Raw genomic sequence first — 17,211 nt, 5'->3', positions numbered from 1 at the left:
CTCCGTCGATCATCGTGCGGGCCTCCACCGTAGCGTTGGGGACATGGGCGGCGGGCGAGAACGCCGTGACGGCCAAGCGAACGCGGCAGGCTCAAGCCAACAGTCCAAGCAGCGAACGGTGCGTGGCCACCCCCGCCAGTGCGCCTTCGCCGATGGCCAGCGCGATGTTGCCTGCAAAGCGCGCCGCATCGCCGCAGGCGAACACGCCCGGCACCGTGGTCTGCTTGGAGGAATCGGTGGTGATGCATCCGGCGTTCTCAGCGCCACAGCCCAGCTGCCTGGCGATCGGCGAGGACAGGGTGGCTTCGGGATGCAGGAACAGCGCCTGCAGCGGCAACGCGCGGCCATCGGCCAGCTCGGCGGTCGCATGCCCGCTCACACCCAGCAGGGCACTGCGTTCCAGGGTCGTGCCCAACGCCGCAAGCGCGTCGCTGAGGCCGGCCCACGCCGCGTCTGCACCGTCGCCGCGATGCAGCAGGGTGACGCGCCCCCACTGCGACAGCGCTGTCGCGTGTTCCAAAGCATCCTCGCCCGGCCGCACCAGGAAGCCGAGCTCGCCCCCGCAGATCTCATACCCGTGGCAGTACGGGCAATGCAGCACCGAACGTCCCCAGCGCTCGGCCAGCCCGGGCACGTCAGGCAGGTGATCGGTCACCCCGTGGGCGAGGATCACGCGCTTGCCCCTCACCACCCCACCCGAGGCGCAGGTGAGGGTGAACCCCTCGCCCTCCGAGCCCTCTGCCGAACGTGCCTGGTCCTCGATCCACTGCACGCGCTCATAGGCGAGCAGCTGCCTACGGCCGGTTGCCAGCAGATCGCCGGGAGGCGCCCCGTCCCACCCCAGGCAGCCATGCGCCACCTCGGCGGCCCGATTGCGTGGCCGTCCGGCATCGATCACCGCCACGGTCCGGCAGGCCCGCGCCAGCTGCAGTGCTGCCGACATTCCAGCAAAGCTGCCGCCGACGACCACGGCGTCGAAAACGGAAGGGCGGGCGGTGTCCGGGGTAGAGCGCATCGGTGACGTCCTGGATGGAAAGGCGCCGGTGGCGCATCGAACACGCCAGGCAGTCCCCTGTTCTGCGCGATGGCGCGTGGACGCCCCGTGCACGCGCGGCGATGCCCGTGCACTGGCCCCTCACGACGGCGCTTGGCCGCGAACGCTTTTTTATGCGTTGTGTACTCGCCGCCGCCGCCACCGGCATGGCGACTTTACGGCGCGCACCTCGAGAATTCGCGGACCGGCGGACGGTTTCCGCCAGGACGCCTGCAATGACCCGTATCGCTTCCACTGCACGCCATCTCGCGCTGCCGATCGCCCTGTCCGCCCTGTGCAGTGGCGGGGCCTCGGCCGCCGAGGTCACCGGCTCCAGCGCCTTGACCTCCGATTATGTCTGGCGCGGCACCAGCCAGAGCAACGAAGACCCGGCCGTGCAGGCCGGCCTGAAGGTCGCCGGCACGCACGGTTTCTATGCCCAGGCGTGGGGCTCGAGCGTTGAATTCGCACCGCAGACGCGTGCCTCCACCGAGATCGACCTGACCGCCGGGTGGTCGGGCGCGCTGACCGCCGATGCCGCGCTGGACCTGAGCGTGACACGCTACCTCTACCCTTCCGCCGCCGCCGACCTGGATTGGACGGAGGTCTCGGCCACGCTGACCTGGCGTGAGCGGTACTGGGTCCAGATCGCGCACGCCAACGATGCCCTCGCCAGCGGCGCGACGGGCACCTATGCGCAGATCGGCGCGCGCGTTCCGCTCAACGAGCGAATCCGCCTGGAGGGCGCCGCTGGCCACTACCGGCTTGCCCGCACCAGCGGCTACGCCGACTACACGCACCTGCAGCTCGGTGCGGTCTGGGCCGTCGCCGCCCCCTTCGAACTGCGCCTTACCCTGCACGACACCGACGCGGCAGCCGAGCGCGATTTCGGCACGTGGGCCGGCACGCGGGTGGAAGCGGCGGTGCAGGCCACGTTCTGAGTGCACGTTCCCACAGTGCTGCAGCCCCCCGTGTCTGCGGTGCTGAACGATGTCCGCCTGGGCGGGGGCCGCCTACGGTGACACCTGCTTCGTCGGGCGCGCGGCGTCTGCTTCCATCAGCGCCTTGCGCTGCGCCGCGTGCCAAGCGTCCCCGGCAGCGCGCGCACGGGCATCGGCGTCCCGGTTTTCCCGGTCGATCTGCTGATACGCCGCCCAGACCTCCGGGGTGATGGTGTGCAGCCGGTTGTCCGGACGCAGGGCGATCGAGAAAGGCGCCGCCATGGCGACGGTGAAGTTGTCGAACAGCCATTGCCTGCGCTCTCCCGGCGAGGCGTGCAGCAGTGCGGGCGCGGCGTACTGCTGCATGGGCAGCCTGAGCTCGGCGAGGGGGGAATCGGTGGAGATCCGCACGAGCCGCACCACCCGCTGCCCGCTGTCGCGCTCGTCGTTGTACAGGGCCACGACATCGCCCTCGATCCACAGCACCTGCCAGTACCGTGTGATCGGATATACCTGGAATGGTTGCTCCCTGACCAGCAACAGATTGTCCGCTTGGTCATACAGCACCCGCCAGCCACGGGGTGCTGGTCGGGGTGAACAGTCCACCGAGCCTTCGACGATCTTCTCCAGCACGGCCTTGCCCGCGTGCACGGAAAGCCGCGTGGTCCAGCAGCGCGCGCCCTCCCCGACATGCGATGCCAGCAGGACGGCCTGGGTGTCGAGCGCGATGGCATCGCTGTGGACGAAGCGCTCACCCTCCGTTTCCGGCGCCTGCAGCAGGCGCGAGAATCCTGCATCGGAGAGTTTTTCGCCGTCGAGGTAGATATCGTAGGTCGTGTGGTGGCGATAGTCGCTGGTGGTGATGTCCAGCGTACTGCGGGTCACCGCCACCACCTTCAGCGTGTCCGAGGCAAGCACGGTTTCCTGGCGGGTCCGCGCGCAGCCTGTCGCCACCAGCAGGGCGACGACCAGCAGCATGGCCTTTCGGATAAGGGAGCCTGCTCGGGTGATCATGGCGGCGCAGCCTGTCGAAGGAAGATCGTGCCCGGGCAAGCATATCCGGTGCCGGATCTGTTCCATGGCCTGCCCCACCCGCCAGCCGCTCACGGCGGCAACGCGCTGGCGGCACGCCGGCAACCGCCGAACAGGCATGGATTTCAAACGGACAATTGAAACGCGCGTAACTTCGCCGAACTGGACTTCAATTACATGATCCGCCAGACTGCCGCCCTCTCCCGTCGCGCGGTCTCCATGGCAAAGCTGCTCGTCCTGCACGGTCCCAACCTCAACCTGCTCGGCACCCGCGAGCCGGGCGTGTACGGCCATACGACGCTGGCCGCCATCGACCAGGCCCTGCAGGCCCAGGCCGCCGCCGCCGGCCATACCGCCGAGAGCCTGCAATCCAATGCCGAGCACGTGCTGGTGGAGCGCATCCAGGCCTCGCGCGGCGATGGCACCGCGTTCATCCTGATCAATCCCGCGGCCTTCACCCACACCTCCGTGGCCCTGCGCGATGCGCTGGCGGCGGTGGACGTGCCGTTCATCGAGATCCATCTCTCCAACCCGCATGCGCGCGAGCCGTTCCGGCAGCACAGCTACTTCAGTGACAAGGCCGTTGGCGTCATCTGTGGTTTCGGCGCCGACAGCTACCGTTATGCGATGGACGCCGCCGTGCGGCGGTTGTCCCACGCCTGAATTCCCTCGACGGGCGCGCCCGCGCCGGTTGTTACCCAGACAGTCAAACCTCAAGAGGCCCCCATGGATCTGCGCAAAATCAAGAAGCTGATCGACCTGCTGGAAGAGTCGAACCTTGCCGAAATCGAAATCAAGGAAGGCGAAGAATCCGTGCGCCTGTCGCGCGCTCCGGTAGGTACCTTCGCGCAGATGGCGCCGACGCAGGTGATGGCCTCGCCGTCGGCCCCTGCCGCGCCAGCCGCTCCGATGCCGATGCAGTCCCCCACCGAAGCCTCCACCGGCGGCGGCAGCGCCAAGCCGGCCAATGCCCTGCCGGACGGCCACGTGCTGCGTTCGCCCATGGTCGGCACGTTCTATGCGTCGTCCTCACCGGACAAGCCAGCCTTCGTCACCCTTGGCCAGCAGGTCAAGGAAGGCGAGACCCTGGCGATCATCGAGGCCATGAAGATGTTCAACCCCATCGAAGCCGATGCCTCTGGCACGATCGTCGCCATCCTCGGCGAGAACGGCCAGCCGGTGGAGTTCGATCAGCCGCTCTTCGTGATCGGCTGAGGGGCAGACCATGCTCGATAAAATCGTCATCGCCAACCGAGGGGAAATCGCGCTGCGCATCCTGCGCGCGTGCCACACCCTGGGCATCCGCACGGTGGCCGTCCATTCGACGGTCGACCGCAACCTCAAGCACGTGGCCATGGCCGACGAGTCGGTCTGCATCGGCCCGGCCCCGTCGCCGCAGAGCTACCTCAACATCCCCGCCCTGATCGCCGCGGCGGAAGTCACCGACGCCCAGGCCATCCACCCGGGCTACGGCTTCCTGTCCGAGAACGCGGACTTCGCCGAGCGCGTGGAGCAGTCCGGCTTCGTGTTCATCGGCCCGAAGGCCGAAACCATCCGGATGATGGGTGACAAGGTCGAAGCCATCCGTGCCATGAAGGCCGCCGGCGTGCCGTGCGTGCCCGGCTCGGGCGGTCCGCTGGGCGATGACATCGTCGCCAACACCCGCATCGCCCGCGAGATCGGTTACCCGGTCATCATCAAGGCCGCAGGTGGCGGCGGTGGCCGTGGCATGCGCGTGGTGCATGCCGAAGCGTCCCTCAAGACCTCCATTGAGACCACCAAGACCGAAGCCAAGGCCGCGTTCGGCAATGGCGAGGTCTACATGGAGAAGTTCCTGGAGAATCCGCGCCACGTGGAAATCCAGGTACTGGCTGACGGCCAGGGCAACGCGATCCACCTGGGCGAGCGTGACTGCTCGATGCAGCGCCGCCACCAGAAAGTGGTGGAGGAAGCACCTGCACCGGGCATCAGCGCCGAGCAGCGCGAGCAGATCGGCAAGGTCTGCACCGAGGCCTGCGTCCGCATCGGCTACCGCGGTGCGGGTACCTTCGAGTTCCTCTACGAGAATGGCCAGTTCTACTTCATCGAAATGAACACCCGCATCCAGGTGGAGCATCCGGTGACGGAGATGGTGACCGGCATCGACCTGGTGGTGGAGCAGCTGAAGATCGCCGCTGGCCAGAAGCTGTCGATCAAGCAGAGCGACATCGTGCTCAACGGCCACGCCATCGAATGCCGCATCAACGCGGAAGATTCGGAAACGTTCGTGCCCAGCCCCGGCCAGATCACCGCCTTCCATGCACCCGGCGGCCCCGGCGTGCGCGTGGACACGCACATCTACGCCGGCTACCGCGTTCCGTCGAACTACGACTCCATGATCGGCAAGCTGATCGTGCACGGACCGGACCGCGAGACCGCCGTTGCCCGCATGCGCGTGGCACTGAGCGAGATGGTGGTGGACGGCATCAAGACCAACGTGGCCCTGCAGCAGCGCATCATGCGTGACAAGGGCTTCCAGGCCGGTGGACAGAACATCCATTACCTGGAAAAGCGGCTGGCCGAGCGCAAGACGAAGTCGATCGCCCTGACCTGATCGCAGCCCGCCTGCATCGGGATGGAAACCAAAACGCCGGGCCCTTGGGCCCGGCGTTCGTTCATTCGTGGAGCCGATCGTGAAGCCGTCAGTCCGCGGCGGGAATCTGGCTGCCTGGCACCGGGCGTACGCCGTTGGGTGAACTGGGGTCCACGATCACCATCGTTTCGGTGGAGCCGTCCGGCCAGACCACCTGGAAGGTGCTGCCGGCCGGCATCGAAGAAAACGGCAGGCCACTGGTCGCCCGGTACACCGCAGCCACCTGGCTGGCGCCCGCCGCACGCGTCTCGTGTGCGGACTGCACGCGGGTGAGTTCCACCTTGGAGAGCAACCGGTAACGGTCCTCCTGCGTGTCGACCATCAACAGGCCGACGGCACCCGCGGAATAGGCGAAAAACAGCGCCACCCAGAACCAGAACTTCGCGCCATGCAGCAATCGACGGTACTTCATCGATCAGTCCTCTTTCCTGTCAGTTGCTCAACCCACTCGGTCATTTTCTCAGCACCCTGCCGCGATACCGCAGCGTCGTACACAAAATCGGTGAATCCCTGGCCGGCATCCTGGCTGCAGATGCCGCCGTTGGCACAGTAACTGTTCATCAGCACGCTGCCCGGCCCGCAGGCCATGCCCAGATCGCAGGCGGCCACGCGCCACGCCAACTCACTCAGCGCCTCGCCCGCCACCAGGCCGACCAACGCCTGATCGCCAGCCGCACGCAGCCCCATTGCCGGGGCCAGTGCCATGAACGCTTCCGGATCGCGCGAGGCACGCACACGCTGCACCAGGCTGCGCCGATAGTCGTCGCCCTCCTCCAGCGGCTGGCCATCGGCCATCAGGGACGCTTCGGCGGCGAGGTTGCCGCCCAGCGCCGCCTGGCGCCGCTGGGTGAACACCAGCGCATGGCCGAGGTTGTCGCTGGGCACGAAGCCTGCGCAGCGGTCGGCCACGCGCGAACGCGCCGCCACCATGGCCGACGCTCCCCCGGAACCGAGCGTGGCCAACGCCGCGCTGTCGCGCTGGTAGCCACCTGCATCGTTGGCGTAGGGGCTGCAGTAATCGTAGACCCGGCTGAGCACCCAGCGGGCCTCCACGTTGCCGGCATCGGCCTGCACACGCAGGCGCTGCGCCAAGGCATGCAGATCGGTATCACCTTCAAGGTCGGCGCGCAGGTCCAGGGGCAGCCCCGAGGGCAGCATGCGCCCAGGCTCGCGGCGGCTGCCTGGCCCGTTCGACGACGCCATCGCCAGCGGTCCCAGTGCCATCGGCGCATCCCCCTGCGCGCCGCTGGCCGCGAATGTTTCCGACGGTCCGGCGCCTTGCGCCAGACGCTCGCCCACGCGCAGTCCGGCCAGGCCGAGCAGCGCCACGGCAGGCACGACCAGCAACCAGGTTTTCACCGCAGGCGCGAAGGCCATGGCTGACGTCGGCAACGGAAGAGATGCCCTAGTCTATCAACAGGCAAAGGATGACAGCGGGCACCGGCTGCATCTCATCGCCGCCAGAGATTCGTGCCTCGATGGCGGGCATCGTCTAGCATGCTCGCTTTCGCCGACCGAGCCTGCTGCGACCATGCCGTTCCTGGAACTCACCCTGCGCTGCACCGAAGCCACCCAGCCCCGTTACGAGAACGCCCTGGAAGACGTGGGCGCTCTGGCGGTCACGATGCTCGATGCCGAGGCCGACACCAGCAACGAGCAGGCCATCCTCGAACCCGGTGTGGGCGAGACCCCGCTGTGGGACACCCTGGTGCTGAGCGCGCTGTTCCCCGCCGAGACCGATGGGCTGGTGCTGCTGGCCGCGCTGGAGGCCTTCGACGGCGGCCTGGACTGGTCCACCGCGAGCTTCCGTGCCGTGCAGGACGAGGATTGGGAGCGTGCCTGGCTGGACCAGTTCCAGCCCATGGCCTTCGGCGAACGCACCTGGATCGTGCCGTGGAACCACGCGCTTCCCGAGGCCGCGCAGGCGGCCGACGCGGCGATCGTGCGGCTTGATCCGGGCCTGGCGTTCGGCTCGGGCACCCACCCCACCACGGCCCTGTGCCTGCGCTGGCTGGATGGGCTGGCCGCCGAGGGGCGCCTGCAGGACCAGACCGTGCTCGATTTCGGCTGCGGTTCGGGCATCCTGGCGCTGGCCGCGCTGAAGCTCGGCGCGGCGCGGGCCATCGGCGTGGACAACGATCCGCAGGCGCTGATCGCCACTGCGGACAATGCCGAGCGCAACGGCGAGCAGGCACGCATGCAGGTGTTCCTGCCACAGGACGAACCGGCCGCCACCTACCCCATCGTGGTCGCCAACATCCTCGCCTCGGCGCTGGACGCCCTCGCCGACCTGCTGGCGGCGCGCGTGGCGGCCGGTGGCCGCATCGCCCTGTCGGGCATCCTGCAGGGCCAGGAAGGCGAGCTCCTGCACCGCTACGGTGCGTGGTTCGATGACCTGCAGGCCGAACAGGACGGTGACTGGATGCGCATCACCGGCGTCCGCCGCGCCTGATCCGGGTGAACGTGCTTGAATAGGGCTCGACCCGAGCCCGCTGCCGACATGTCCGAGCCGAACCCACCCCGCCGCCCCCTGGCCACCTTCCTGCGCGCCGCACCGCCCGATGCGCCGGCCGAGGGGCGGACCGTGGCTGGCGACATCACCGCGCCTCCGGCGGCGCATGATGGCGCGGACGCCGGCGCAGCCGTGGCCGCGGACCCCGCTGCGAGGTCCGTCGAGCCCCTGCAGGCGCCCCCGGAAGACGAGCACGTCCCGCTCACTGGCGCGGCCGCCACGCCGATCCCCGAGCCGCCACCGGCGTCCGCCACCGAGCCGGTGTTCCTGCGTGCACCGGCGCCGTCAGCGCCGGTGCCGCGTTGGCAGTGGGGCGTCATCGCGGGGCTGATGGCGCTGCTGCTGCTGCAGATCGCCGTGGCCGACCGCGAGCGGCTGGCCGCCGATGCCGCCACGCGGCCGTGGATCGCGGGCCTCTGCGGCGTGCTGCGCTGCACGCTGCCGCCCTGGCACGAGCCCGCCGCCTACACCATGATCAGCCGCGAGATCCGCCCCGTCCCCGGCCAGAGCGGCACCCTGCAGGTGCAGGCCGCCATCCGCAACGACGCGCGCTGGGCACAGGCGTGGCCGGCGCTCCGGCTGACCCTGTCCGATGCCGACGGGCGGGTGATCGGAAGCGGCGTCTTCAGTCCCCGCCAGTACCTGCCGCAAGGCATGGACGGCACCGGCCATCTGGAGCCCGGCCAGAGTGCCCAACTGGCCTTCCAGGTACGTGAGCCGGCGGCGTCCACCGTGGCCTTCACCTTTGATTTCCTCTGAGCCGGCCGCCCCGCCGCGCCGTGCAGGCCGGCCCGGCTCGCGCTAGACTGGCCCACTCCACCTTCATCGCCCGGGCGCATTCGCGCCGGCCACCTGATCGGGATCTCCCTTGAACGCAGTGCTCTCTCGTCCTGACGCCAGTCGTGGCGCTTCGCGGCCGCCGCTCCGCGAACATGTCGCCCAGTCCGTCCGCCGCTACCTGCGCGACCTCGATGGCTGTGATGCGGACGATGTGTACGAGATCGTGCTGCGCGAGATGGAGATTCCGCTGTTCGTGGAAGTGCTCAACCACTGCGAAGGCAACCAGAGCCGCGCGGCGGCGATGCTGGGCATCCACCGCGCCACCCTGCGCAAGAAGCTCAAGGAATACGGCATCAGCGCCTGATCGGCGCGGCCGGCGGCGGTGCCACGGTCGCCGTGGCACGCGGCAGATTGCGGCGCGAGCGCCTACACTATCGGCCCCGTCTGCTGCCGTTGCCCTGTTCCCATGAGTGCTGACCTGCTGCCCGTCCGTCGGGCCCTGCTTTCCGTTTCCGACAAGACCGGCCTGATCGAGCTGGCCACTGCCCTGTCCGCGCGCGGCGTGGCGCTGCTGTCCACCGGCGGCACCGCCAAGGCACTGCGCGAAGCGGGCCTGGCCGTGCAGGACGTGGCTGACGTTACCGGCTTCCCGGAAATGATGGATGGCCGGGTCAAGACGCTGCATCCGAAGGTGCATGGCGGCCTGCTGGGCCGTGCGGGCACCGACGATGCGGTGATGGCCGAGCATGGCATAGCGGCCATCGACCTGCTGGTGCTCAATCTGTACCCGTTCGAATCCGTCACCGCCCAGGCTGACTGCGTGCTGGAAGATGCCGTGGAGAACATCGATATCGGTGGCCCGGCGATGCTGCGTTCGGCGGCCAAGAACTTCGCCCGCGTGGCCGTGGCGACCGATCCTTCGCAGTATGCGGACCTGCTGGCCGAACTGGACGCCAATCAGGGCCAGCTCTCGGCGGCACGGCGCTTTGCGTTGTCGGTGGCCGCGTTCAACCGCGTCGCCCAGTACGATGCCGCGATCAGCAACTACCTGTCCGCCGTCGCTTCGCGCGAAACCGCCGTGCCGGTGCGCAGCGAGTACCCGGCGCAGATGAACTCCACCTTCGTGAAGGTGATGGACCTGCGCTACGGCGAGAATCCGCACCAGAGCGGCGCCTTCTACCGTGATCTGTACCCGGTGCCCGGCACGCTGGCCACGTTCCAGCAGCTGCAGGGCAAGGCGCTGAGCTACAACAATCTCGCCGATGCGGACGCCGCGTGGGAGTGCGTGCGCCAGTTCGACGCGCCGGCCTGCGTGATCGTCAAGCACGCCAATCCGTGCGGCGTGGCCGTGGGCGCCGGTACCGGCGATGCCTACGAACTGGCCTATGCGACCGATCCGACCAGCGCGTTCGGCGGCATCATCGCCTTCAACGTACCGCTGGACCTGCCTACCACGCAGGCGATCCTGGACCGCCAGTTCGTCGAGGTGCTGATCGCACCGGAGTACGCTCCGGACGCGCTCGAATACGCGCAGAAAAAGGCCAATGTGCGCGTGCTGCGCATCCCGCACGGGGCCGGCCTGAACAACTACGACACCAAGCGCGTGGGCTCGGGCCTGCTGCTGCAGTCTTCGGACAACCGCGGCATGACCCGTGCCGGATTGACCGTGGTCAGCCAGGTCGCGCCGACCGAAGCGCAGTTCAACGACCTGCTGTTCGCCTGGAAGGTGGCCAAGTTCGTGAAGTCCAACGCCATCGTCTATGCCAAAGACAACCGCACCATCGGCGTCGGTGCCGGCCAGATGAGCCGCGTCTACTCGGCGCGCATCGCCGGCATCAAGGCCGCCGACGCGAACCTGGTGGTGGAAGGCTCGGTGATGGCCTCCGATGCTTTCTTCCCGTTCCGCGATGGCATCGACGCGGCCGCCGGCGCCGGTATCAAGGCGGTGATCCAGCCGGGCGGTTCGATGCGCGACAACGAGGTGATCGCCGCGGCCGACGAACACGGCCTGGCGATGGTGTTCACCGGCGTGCGCCACTTCCGCCACTGAACCGCATGACGAAGCCGGGCCCTGCCCGGCTTTTCTTTCAAGCATCCGAGAAACCTGTCCCATGAAGATCCTTGTCATCGGCTCCGGCGGCCGCGAACACGCCCTGGCCTGGAAGCTCGCCCAGTCGCCGCAGGTCAGCGAAGTGCTGGTCGCCCCCGGCAATGCAGGTACCGCCACCGAGCCCAGGTGCCGCAACGTACCGGTCAAGGTGGATGACCTCGACGGGCTGCTCGCACTGGCACAGCGCGAAGCCATCGCCGTGACCGTGGTGGGGCCGGAAGTGCCGCTGGTGGCCGGCGTGGTGGACCGTTTCCGCGCGGCGGGCCTGCGCATCTTCGGACCCACCGCGGCCGCCGCGCAGCTGGAAGGCAGCAAGGCCTACGCGAAGGACTTCCTCGCCCGCCACGCCATTCCCACCGCGTTCTACGCAGTGCATACGGAGGTCGAGCCGGCGCTGGCCTATGTGCGCGAGAAAGGCGCGCCGATCGTGGTCAAGGCCGATGGCCTGGCGGCCGGCAAGGGCGTGATCGTGGCGATGTCGCTGGAAGAGGCCGAGGCGGCCGTGCGTGACATGCTCTCGGGCAACGCGTTCGGCGATGCCGGTGCGCGGGTGGTGATCGAGGAATTCCTCGAAGGCGAGGAAGCCAGTTTCATCTCCATGGTCGATGGCACGCACGCACTGCCGATGGCCACCTCGCAGGACCACAAGCGCGTGGGTGATGGTGATACCGGCCCCAACACCGGCGGTATGGGCGCCTATTCGCCGGCACCGGTAGTGACGCCGGAGGTGCACGCACGGGTCATGCGCGAAGTGGTCGAGCCGACCGTGCGGGGCATGATCGCCGACGGCATTCCGTTCACCGGATTCCTCTACGCGGGCCTGATGATCGATGCCAGCGGCGCCCCGAAGGTCATCGAGTTCAACGTGCGATTCGGTGATCCGGAAACGCAGCCGGTCATGCTGCGCCTGCAGTCGGACCTGCTGGATCTGGTGCAGGCGGCCATCGATGGGCGGCTGGACCAGGTGCAGGCGCAGTGGGACGCACGTCCCTCGCTCGGCGTGGTGCTTGCAGCCCGGCCCTACCCTGAGGCAGCCATCACCGGCGATGTGATTTCGGGGCTGGACGCCGTGCCGTCGACGGCCAAGGTGTTCCATGCCGGTACGGCGCTGGATGAGCAGGGCAACGTGGTCAGCGCCGGCGGCCGCGTGCTGTGCGTGGCGGCGCTGGGCGGGAGCGTGGGCGAGGCGCAGGCCAATGCCTATGCAGGCGTGGCGGCAGTGACGTGGGCCAACGCGTTCCACCGCACCGACATCGGCTGGCGTGCGATCGCGCGCGAGCCGCATTGACGCCGACCTGCTCCTGAGGCAACGAAAAAGGCCCCGCACTGCGGGGCCTTCTTCTACGACGCAGGCTGCGCTCAGGCAGTAAAGAGCGCCTTCATCTTCTTCAGCGCGTTCGCTTCGACCTGGCGGATGCGTTCGGCAGAAACGCCGTACTCGTCCGCCAGTTCCTGCAGCGTCACCTTGCTGTCAGCGTCCAGCCAGCGGCGGGCGATGATGTCACGCGAGCGCGCATCCAGTTCGGCAAGGCCCTCGCGCAGCAGCTGCAGCTGGTTGTCTTCGCTGTCCATGCGCTCGTAAGCGGCCGACGGATCTTCATCGCTGGACATCAGGTACGCTGCCGGCGACGGCGGTGCATGGTCATCGTCCTCGTCACTGGGCGCATCGAAGCCGACGTCGCGACCGGACAGACGCGACTCCATCTCCAGCACTTCGCGCTCGGAGACATTGAGGTCGTTGGCCACCGCAGTGACTTCGGCCGCGTTCATCCAGCCCAGGCGCTTCTTCGAGCGGCGCAGGTTGAAGAACAGCTTGCGCTGCGCCTTGGTCGTGGCGACCTTCACGATGCGCCAGTTCTTCAGGATGAACTCGTGCATCTCGGCACGGATCCAGTGCACGGCGAAGGACACCAGCCGCACGCCCATGTCCGGGTCGAAGCGCTTGACGGCCTTCATCAGGCCGATATTGCCTTCCTGGATGAGGTCGCCCAGCGCCAGCCCGTAGCCGTTGTAACCACGGGCCACGTGCACCACGAAGCGCAGGTGGGAATGCACCAGCTCGCGCGCCGCATCGAGTTCGTTCTGATCACGGAAGCGACGTGCCAGGTCCTGCTCTTCATCGACCGTCAGCACCGGGATCTGGTGCACGGCACCGATGTAGGCGTCCAGCGAACCGAGCGCACTGGGAATCGGAAGATTGTTTGCCACAAGGGCAGTAGAGGTCATCTGGCTCATAGGTCCCATCTTAGCAGTCTGATACTTGGACTGCTAAAGCTTGAAAAAGTTCCAGCGTTCCGGTGGTAGAACGATGGCGGTAACTACCCCACTACCCTACGCCCTCATGATGACAATGGCGAGCCCGCCCTTCGGATCTGTTTTTTCTATATGAATCAACTGCTTGGGATCTATCCAAGGCGTTTTGGACGTCACGGGCAGCTGAACGACCAGGTGGACTGCCCTGTTCAGCCCGAAGGCGTTGGCCGACGTTCAGCGCCCTCCCCATGAGCGGTCAGTAGTAGCCCGCCAGATTCACGAAGAATCCCTTCTGGTCGTACTTCAGTTCGGTCAGGTTGTCGCTGAACCCGGTGAAGTTGTAGCCCGCACCGACCTTGAAGTTGTCTCCGATCCTGCGGTCCACGCCAAGCAGCCAACCTTTCCGCACGCCGCCGTCGCGCACTTTCAACCAGCGGTGTTCGGCCAGCCCTTCCCATTTCTCGAACAGGCGATAGCGCAGCTGCAGCGCCGCGAAGTCCGCGCGGCTGTCCAGCCAGGCGCCTTCGCCCCGGCCCGTACGGTAATCGCCCCAGCGCGAGGCGAGCTTGCCGGCGACCTCCCAGCGGTCGGTGAGCTGGCGGATGCCCTCCAGCGAGACCACCTGCGAGCGCTGGTCATACAGGTTGCCGCCTTCCTGCCCCAGCGACGCCACGTCATAGAGATAGGTGAACTTGCCGAAGGCAGCCCAGCGCGTGCTGTCATGCGGTCGCCACGCAAAGCCCATGTTGGTCTCCACCAGCCTGGCATCGGCCAGTGGATTGATGCGGTCGCGGGTGTCGGCGTAGTTGGCCCTTACCGCCACGCGCCAGTCTTCGTTGACCCGATACAGCAGACGGTTGGTGGTGACCCACTGCTCGCGCTGCTCGGCACCGGAATCGTGCCGGTACTCCAGCTTGCTGCTCCATTGGGTCGCCGCATCGGTGCGCCCGCCACTCACGCTGTAGGCACGACGGTCGATGCGGCCGAGCCTGGATTCCAGCTCGCCATCCATCACCGTGAAGCCCAGGTTCCAGCCCTGCGCGGGATAGAAATCCATGCCGAAAGTGTGCACCAGGCCGGCGCTGTCCTGGCGGCGATCCTTCAGGTACTGGCTTTCGTTGTAGACATTGACCTGGTTGCTCACGCGCCAGCGCTGGCCCAGCGTCCAGCCACTCTGCAGGCCGGTATCGAACAGCGGATCGGTGCCGGTGCGGTCGCTGCTGTAGCTGTAGGCACCGTACAGGCTGTGATCCGGCGCCATGCGGTATTCGGCGTCAACCTTGCCGCCATGGCCACGGCTGCCGCCGCTGACCTCGGCCCCCACACTGCTGCGGTCACCGAACAGGTAGCGTGCGCCGAGCGTCAGCAGGTCGTTGTTCTCGTAAGCGCCACCATCGTCGTCCACGGTCACCTGGCCGGTGCCATACAGCTCCCACGAGGCGCCGAAGCGCTGCCGGTACCCAAGCGCGGCCAGCAGCGCCTGGACCGTCTGCAGGCTCTGCTCTTCGCGGACGCGGCGCAGCTCGGCGCTGAACTGCCCATCGTTGCCGAGCCGCCATTCTCCGGTCAGCTGGGTCTGTTCCAGCGCCAACGCGCCCTGTTCGGTGCGGCTGTGCCGGCCATACAGGCTCAGGTCGTCGGTGAAATAGCCCAGGAACTCCGCGCCGTATTCCTTGATCGCCGCACCGGTATCGCGCCGCGCCACCGAGAAGCCGGCATCCACGTCGCGCCACCAAGCGCCCACGCTCCAGTCCTGTTCCGTCCAGCCCAGTTCACGCAGGTTGGCCCGGGCCTCCACGGCCGTTGCGCTGCCGGAACGCCGCCCTTCGTACGGGTTGCGCCGGATGAAACTGAGACCGCCGTTGTCCGAGAAGAACACCGGCGCTGCGGTTGCATCGGTCTGCGTGTGCTCCACCTTCACGTAGGTGCCGCGCCCGGCCTGCAGGGTCAGGTCCGCGCCTTTGAGCGTGTAGTTCTCCCCGCTGCGGTTTTCTTCCACCCACGTGCCACCCACGGCCACGTGGTCGCCCAGCCACTGCCGGCCGCGCGCACCGAGCGTGACGTCGTCGCTGCTGAAGCCGAGCGGCACGTACTCGTAGTCCACCAGCAGCAGCTGGTCGTAACCATCCAGTGGCATGTCGCGGGTGATGCTGCGGACGTTCTCGCGGGTGAGCATGGCCAGGGGGCGGGTCAGGATCAGGCGGCCCTGCAGGTTGTCGATCTCGTAATCCACGCCCTCCTGCAGCGTCGTGCGCGTTTCGGTGCGCCCCGTGGTGCGGTCGCGCACTTCCAGTACCACCTGCTCCGAGCCGGGCAGTACATCGGTGTGGCGCAGGTAATACAGGCTGCCGCCGGTGCCGAGGAATTCGCTGTGCCCGGGAGCGGACTGGGCTTCCGAACCGAACACCTTCAGCTGCGAACGCGCCTCTCCCAACGGCGTGGCGTCCAGCGAGCGCCAGTTCAACGCACCACCGTACAGCGAGCGCACGTACTGCCCGTATTCGGTGCCGGTGATACCGGTGGCGTAATTGCCCCACAACGCCTGGCTCTGGTCCCAGTCCACCCGCAGGTACAGGCGGCCCTGCGTGTCCACATCGCGCCAGGTGAGGGAGTCATCGCCGTACACGGGGTAGTACAGGTCAGGGTCAAGGCGGCGGAACACATCCTGCGGATCGGCTTCCCAGAAATCGCGGAACAGGTTGGAGAGTTCACGGTCCTGGGTATCGGCCTGCGCGGTCAGCAGGTATTTACCACGCATTTTTCCCTTGAGGTAAAACGCCAGCCGGCCCTCGCTGAGGAAGCTGTCATCATCGCGGTCGTCGAGTGCGAGCGGCTGCACATTGCCGCTGGCACTGTTGCTGGACAGCGTGACATCGGCGATGCCCACCGCGAACAGGTAACGCCCCGTGACCGCCACGTCGAGCTGCCGCTGTGCGGCTGGTGCATCGCGCGATTCCACCTGGACGTCATAGCGATGCTCACCCACCGGCTCCAGGAACTCGGCGGCGAACTTCTGCTCCAGATCCACCGGGAAACTCTGCCCGTTGATCGTCACCCGGCTGTTCGGCGCCAGGCCCCGGCCATACACCCGCACGCGCGAACCGTGGATGGGAATGTTCTGCAGCCGGAGCATGCTCTGGCCGTACACCGACGTGCTGATCTGCAGGTCCTGCGCGTTGGCCCCCTCAAGTGCCTGGCCCAGGGTCTTCTGTACGGTCTCGCGCACCACCTGCAGGCCACGGTCGAAATCGGCCGGTGTCACCAGCTGGATGCGCTGCACGTGGGTCTCGTCGAACGCGCCCCCGGCGCCGTAGGCACGGGCAACGTAGATCAGATCATCACCGGTGCGCAGCTTCACCTGCTCTGGCACGCTGCCATCCCATTCGGCGTCGGCCACGTAGCCGGTGGGCAGGGTGATGCGGGCCAGCGGCGTGACCAGGTCGGTATCGCTGCCGCGGTAAAGCGTGACCTCCAGCGTTTCAATGAAGGCCGCGTAGTTGTTGTAGCTGTGGAAGCGCAACGGACGCACGATCCGGCCATTTTCCAGCGGCACCGTGGCCGCAGCCTGTACGCTGAGGCTTGGCGGCACCATGCTCGGGTCTTCGGTGGCCCACACCACGCCGCCGTTGGGCAGTTCGGCCATGAAACCCCCGGCCTGCGATGCACCGTCGGGCCTGGCCGGTGGCAACGGGTCACGCGTGCCGGCCATGGACGAAGGCGCCGACGGTCCGGCACTGCGGATGTGCAGCAGCATGGCCTCGCCGGCATGGCAGGTATCACCGTCGCACTGCGGCGGTGCACTGGCCGCCCGCGCTGCCGCCGCTGGCTGTGCGGATACCTGCAGCGGCAACCCCATCAGCACACTGCCAGCGAGCAGCAACAGTCGGCATGCGTTCCCGCGAAACATCTTCGTGTCCA

General features: G+C 67.5%; 15 protein-coding genes. 9 read left to right on the top strand and 6 right to left on the bottom strand.

What is annotated here, in order from left to right; all coding sequences use genetic code 11:
* Positions 1-91 precede the first annotated feature (91 nt).
* Positions 92-1,015, bottom strand: coding sequence for an NAD(P)/FAD-dependent oxidoreductase (locus tag FHY09_RS09315; protein ID WP_166926407.1), 924 nt, complete (start codon positions 1,013-1,015; stop codon positions 92-94).
* A 254-nt stretch (positions 1,016-1,269) separates the two neighbouring features.
* Between FHY09_RS09315 and FHY09_RS09310 the strand changes: the two genes are divergently transcribed.
* Complete coding sequence (locus tag FHY09_RS09310; RefSeq protein WP_166926405.1) at positions 1,270-1,974, top strand: TorF family putative porin; 705 nt, start codon at positions 1,270-1,272, stop codon at positions 1,972-1,974.
* A 72-nt stretch (positions 1,975-2,046) separates the two neighbouring features.
* Here FHY09_RS09310 and FHY09_RS09305 read toward each other — a convergent pair whose 3' ends face one another.
* Positions 2,047-2,952, bottom strand: coding sequence for a hypothetical protein (locus tag FHY09_RS09305; protein WP_166926403.1), 906 nt, complete (start codon positions 2,950-2,952; stop codon positions 2,047-2,049).
* 273 nt (positions 2,953-3,225) lie between these two features.
* Here FHY09_RS09305 and aroQ point away from each other — a divergent pair, with 273 nt between their 5' ends.
* The 3 genes from aroQ to accC all read left to right on the top strand — a co-directional run bounded on the left by aroQ (position 3,226) and on the right by accC (position 5,599).
* The gene (aroQ, locus tag FHY09_RS09300; protein ID WP_166926603.1) at positions 3,226-3,669 is read left to right on the top strand and encodes a type II 3-dehydroquinate dehydratase; all 444 of its coding nucleotides are present in this window, start codon (positions 3,226-3,228) and stop codon (positions 3,667-3,669) included.
* A 63-nt stretch (positions 3,670-3,732) separates the two neighbouring features.
* Positions 3,733-4,221 carry an acetyl-CoA carboxylase biotin carboxyl carrier protein gene (gene accB / locus FHY09_RS09295; protein WP_166926401.1) on the top strand — a complete coding sequence of 163 codons (489 nt, stop codon included), beginning with the start codon at positions 3,733-3,735 and terminating at the stop codon, positions 4,219-4,221.
* 10 nt (positions 4,222-4,231) lie between these two features.
* Positions 4,232-5,599, top strand: a complete 1,368-nt coding sequence (accC, locus tag FHY09_RS09290) for an acetyl-CoA carboxylase biotin carboxylase subunit (RefSeq protein ID WP_166926399.1) — start codon at positions 4,232-4,234, stop codon at positions 5,597-5,599.
* 88 nt (positions 5,600-5,687) lie between these two features.
* Here accC and FHY09_RS09285 read toward each other — a convergent pair whose 3' ends face one another.
* Positions 5,688-6,050, bottom strand: a complete 363-nt coding sequence (locus FHY09_RS09285) for a hypothetical protein (RefSeq protein WP_166926397.1) — start codon at positions 6,048-6,050, stop codon at positions 5,688-5,690.
* Positions 6,047-7,015: a hypothetical protein gene (locus FHY09_RS09280; protein WP_166926395.1), complete on the bottom strand. Its 969-nt coding sequence runs from the start codon at positions 7,013-7,015 to the stop codon at positions 6,047-6,049. The genes FHY09_RS09285 and FHY09_RS09280 overlap by 4 nt, the downstream gene beginning before the upstream one ends.
* Positions 7,016-7,169: 154 nt before the next feature.
* Here FHY09_RS09280 and prmA point away from each other — a divergent pair, with 154 nt between their 5' ends.
* The 5 genes from prmA (at position 7,170) to purD (ending at position 12,328) form a co-directional block, all read left to right on the top strand.
* Positions 7,170-8,090, top strand: coding sequence for a 50S ribosomal protein L11 methyltransferase (gene prmA, locus FHY09_RS09275; protein ID WP_166926393.1), 921 nt, complete (start codon positions 7,170-7,172; stop codon positions 8,088-8,090).
* Positions 8,091-8,138: 48 nt separating this feature from the next.
* Positions 8,139-8,909: a DUF3426 domain-containing protein gene (locus FHY09_RS09270; protein WP_166926391.1), complete on the top strand. Its 771-nt coding sequence runs from the start codon at positions 8,139-8,141 to the stop codon at positions 8,907-8,909.
* Positions 8,910-9,018: 109 nt separating this feature from the next.
* A complete protein-coding gene (gene fis, locus FHY09_RS09265; RefSeq protein ID WP_166926389.1) occupies positions 9,019-9,294 on the top strand; it encodes a DNA-binding transcriptional regulator Fis in 276 nt (91 codons plus the stop codon).
* 102 nt (positions 9,295-9,396) lie between these two features.
* Positions 9,397-10,980, top strand: coding sequence for a bifunctional phosphoribosylaminoimidazolecarboxamide formyltransferase/IMP cyclohydrolase (gene purH, locus FHY09_RS09260; RefSeq protein ID WP_166926387.1), 1,584 nt, complete (start codon positions 9,397-9,399; stop codon positions 10,978-10,980).
* 61 nt (positions 10,981-11,041) lie between these two features.
* Positions 11,042-12,328, top strand: a complete 1,287-nt coding sequence (purD, locus tag FHY09_RS09255) for a phosphoribosylamine--glycine ligase (protein WP_166926384.1) — start codon at positions 11,042-11,044, stop codon at positions 12,326-12,328.
* Positions 12,329-12,399: 71 nt separating this feature from the next.
* Here the strand turns inward: purD and rpoH are convergent, their stop codons facing one another.
* Together rpoH and FHY09_RS09245 are read right to left on the bottom strand one after the other, a co-directional pair.
* Positions 12,400-13,275, bottom strand: coding sequence for an RNA polymerase sigma factor RpoH (rpoH, locus tag FHY09_RS09250; protein WP_166926381.1), 876 nt, complete (start codon positions 13,273-13,275; stop codon positions 12,400-12,402).
* A 274-nt stretch (positions 13,276-13,549) separates the two neighbouring features.
* A complete protein-coding gene (locus tag FHY09_RS09245) occupies positions 13,550-17,200 on the bottom strand; it encodes a TonB-dependent receptor (RefSeq protein ID WP_166926377.1) in 3,651 nt (1,216 codons plus the stop codon).
* Positions 17,201-17,211 lie beyond the last annotated feature (11 nt).

This window comes from Xanthomonas sp. 60 (genome assembly GCF_011761925.1).
Note: the sequence above shows the minus strand (reverse complement) of the source record. Positions and strands in the feature narration are given on the sequence as shown.